A 2,292-nucleotide genomic window follows, 5' to 3' on the forward strand; every position below is an offset into this window, starting at 1 on the left:
TCTCCTCCTGTTGACTTTCCATCTTCTGATATTTTTATTTCACCAATATATTTGTCTTTATATTCAATATTGCTTGAGGTAACATCATATTGAAAATTAGGATTCAATTTTCGCACAACCATATCTATAAAAGCCTTTAAAAAGCGATCTCCTACACCATGATTGGCATTCTTATCAAGAAGCATCCGTAGGATAGGTGTATGCAGATGCTCCTCTGGACGCGTAAAGTGTAATTTTTCAAAAACATTGAAATATTCACCTCTGGCCTCATGCTCTTTCTTCTCAGCCTTATCTTTCTGTAATATAATCTGAGCGTTTTGCAGTAATTGTTCTATTGTTTTTAGATTCATATTTATGGGGTTTTCAGATAAAATCATTTGTTATCATCAATCTTCATTAATATAATTATGTCAGAATATTTCAAGTGTGCGTGATGCCGCCAATGGTTTTTAAAAAAAAATCGGTCAAAATAAAAACCACCGGAAGCAACGTTATGAATGCTACCGACGGTTGTTGCTTTTACCTTAAAAGCCCACCTATATTTACCCGATCAAATCCAAATCCTATATGTCATACTATACGTAAAGCCATAGTATGACAGCCATTTTTTATTCAAATGCAAAGATAGGACAAAATATTTACATTTACAAGCATATTGACTAAATAATCTACAGGAAAAAGAAAATCGTTCCATACCGCTATATCATCAGCGACATGGAACGATAATTTATTTTCTACCGCCCAACCAGCCTACAATACCGACTGGAAAAGGAGAATTACAATCTGCTTAGAGCAGAGTCTCGAACTTCTTCTGGATAGCAGACTTAGACTGTCCGCCAACGAGACGGTCTACGACCTCGCCGTTCTTGATGAACAGCAGAGTCGGGATGTTGCGGATGCCATACTCCATAGCGATGTCGTCGTTAGCCTCAACGTCACACTTGCCTACTACTACCTTGCCGTCGTACTCCTCTGCAAGCTCTGCCACGAAAGGAGCGATGGCACGGCATGGTCCACACCATGTTGCCCAGAAATCCACTACTAATGGCTGCTCGCCATTCTTCAAACTCTCAAAGTTCTCTGAGGTGATTGTTACTTCCATTTTATTTTTGTTTTATTGTTCTTGTTATTAAATTCTAAGGATGTCTTTCATACTCCGCATGTCATCACCCCTGGCTGCCACAACCGGCATTTCCCTGTTTATCCAAGGTGCTTTCCATGGGTTGCCACAGCCTCCGCGTATGACCTGCATTCAAATTGCGCCACAAATTTAGCTCTTTTTTATGAGATGCGAAGCTTTTTATCAATATTTTTCAATTTATATGATATTCCAACGCTTCGTTCTCCTTGATGAAAGACAACAGATCTTTAGTCACGTTCACACTCATGCCCTTCGAGCGCATGGTGATGCTGCGACGGTCTTCAATGCTGTCGAGCTGCACATAGACATGCGTCGGGCCTGGATCAGCTGAGAGTTTCTGACACAGGTCTGTGACGAGCGTAGTGGATATTTTATGCGAATCGATGACTATGGTGAGCTTCTCAATACGTTTGTCCTTCACGGTCTGCAGATACTGAATATCGGAGATATTGAAATCATATAAATTGCTGCCGGCATACATCTGGGTTATCTGTGCCTTGATATACACCGATGCCCCGATGGAGAACATTCCCCTCCAACGTCCCCACGCCTCTCCGAAAAGAGCTATCTCACCAGAGCCTTCAAAATCTTCGAGCATGACAAAGCCACATGGTTTACCTTTCTTTGTCATCGACTCGCGGACGTTGGTCACGATACCTCCTACGGTGATGTCGCCACGGTCCATCAGTTCCTTTTTGTCTGCCACCTCCGGACATTTCGTGTTGCAAAGGTTTTCGAGCACCACGGCATAGCTGTCGAGAGGATGCGCCGAGAGATAGATGCCCACGAGGTCGCGCTCGCGGTTGAGTCTCTCTATGTCGCTCCACCGTTCACACTCAGGAATCTTGGGCGTTGCGATTTCCACTTCTTCATCAGCAAACATACTGAAGAGATTGTTGCTTGCCTGCTGCTTTGACACCTGGTATGCCTGTCCGAAACGCAGCAGCGTATCGAAGAAGTTTTCTCCCTTCTCGTTCTGTGCGAAATATCGTTCACGGTCTATACCGAAGCTGTCGAAGCCTCCGCTGAGCGCCAAGCTCTCGAAGCATTTGCGGTTGCAGGCGCTGAGGTTCACTCGCTGCACAAAGTCGAAGATATCCTTGTAAGGTCCGTTTTTCTCTCTCTCGGCAATCAGCGATTCGGCAGCTGCC

General features: G+C 44.0%; 2 protein-coding genes and 1 pseudogene. All 3 read right to left on the bottom strand.

Annotation, left to right across the window (positions count from 1 at the left end):
- Window positions 1-350 (bottom strand): annotated as a pseudogene (locus QVO99_RS08170) (hypothetical protein); the annotation flags it as partial.
- Between the two features lie 437 nt (window positions 351-787).
- Window positions 788-1,102 carry a thioredoxin gene (gene trxA / locus QVO99_RS08175; RefSeq protein WP_022317124.1) on the bottom strand — a complete coding sequence of 105 codons (315 nt, stop codon included), beginning with the start codon at window positions 1,100-1,102 and terminating at the stop codon, window positions 788-790.
- A 211-nt stretch (window positions 1,103-1,313) separates the two neighbouring features.
- The coding region (locus QVO99_RS08180; protein WP_441295412.1) for a helix-hairpin-helix domain-containing protein at window positions 1,314-2,292 on the bottom strand (979 nt) is incomplete at its 5' end.

The organism is Prevotella sp. CAG:592, assembly GCF_000436015.1.
GTDB lineage: Bacteria > Bacteroidota > Bacteroidia > Bacteroidales > Bacteroidaceae > Prevotella > Prevotella pectinovora.

What these genes read in the sequence shown, in the direction of transcription:
- trxA (WP_022317124.1), bottom strand. Translation starts at nt 1,102, where the DNA reads ATGGAAGTAACAATCACCTCAGAGAACTTTGAGAGTTTGAAGAATGGC.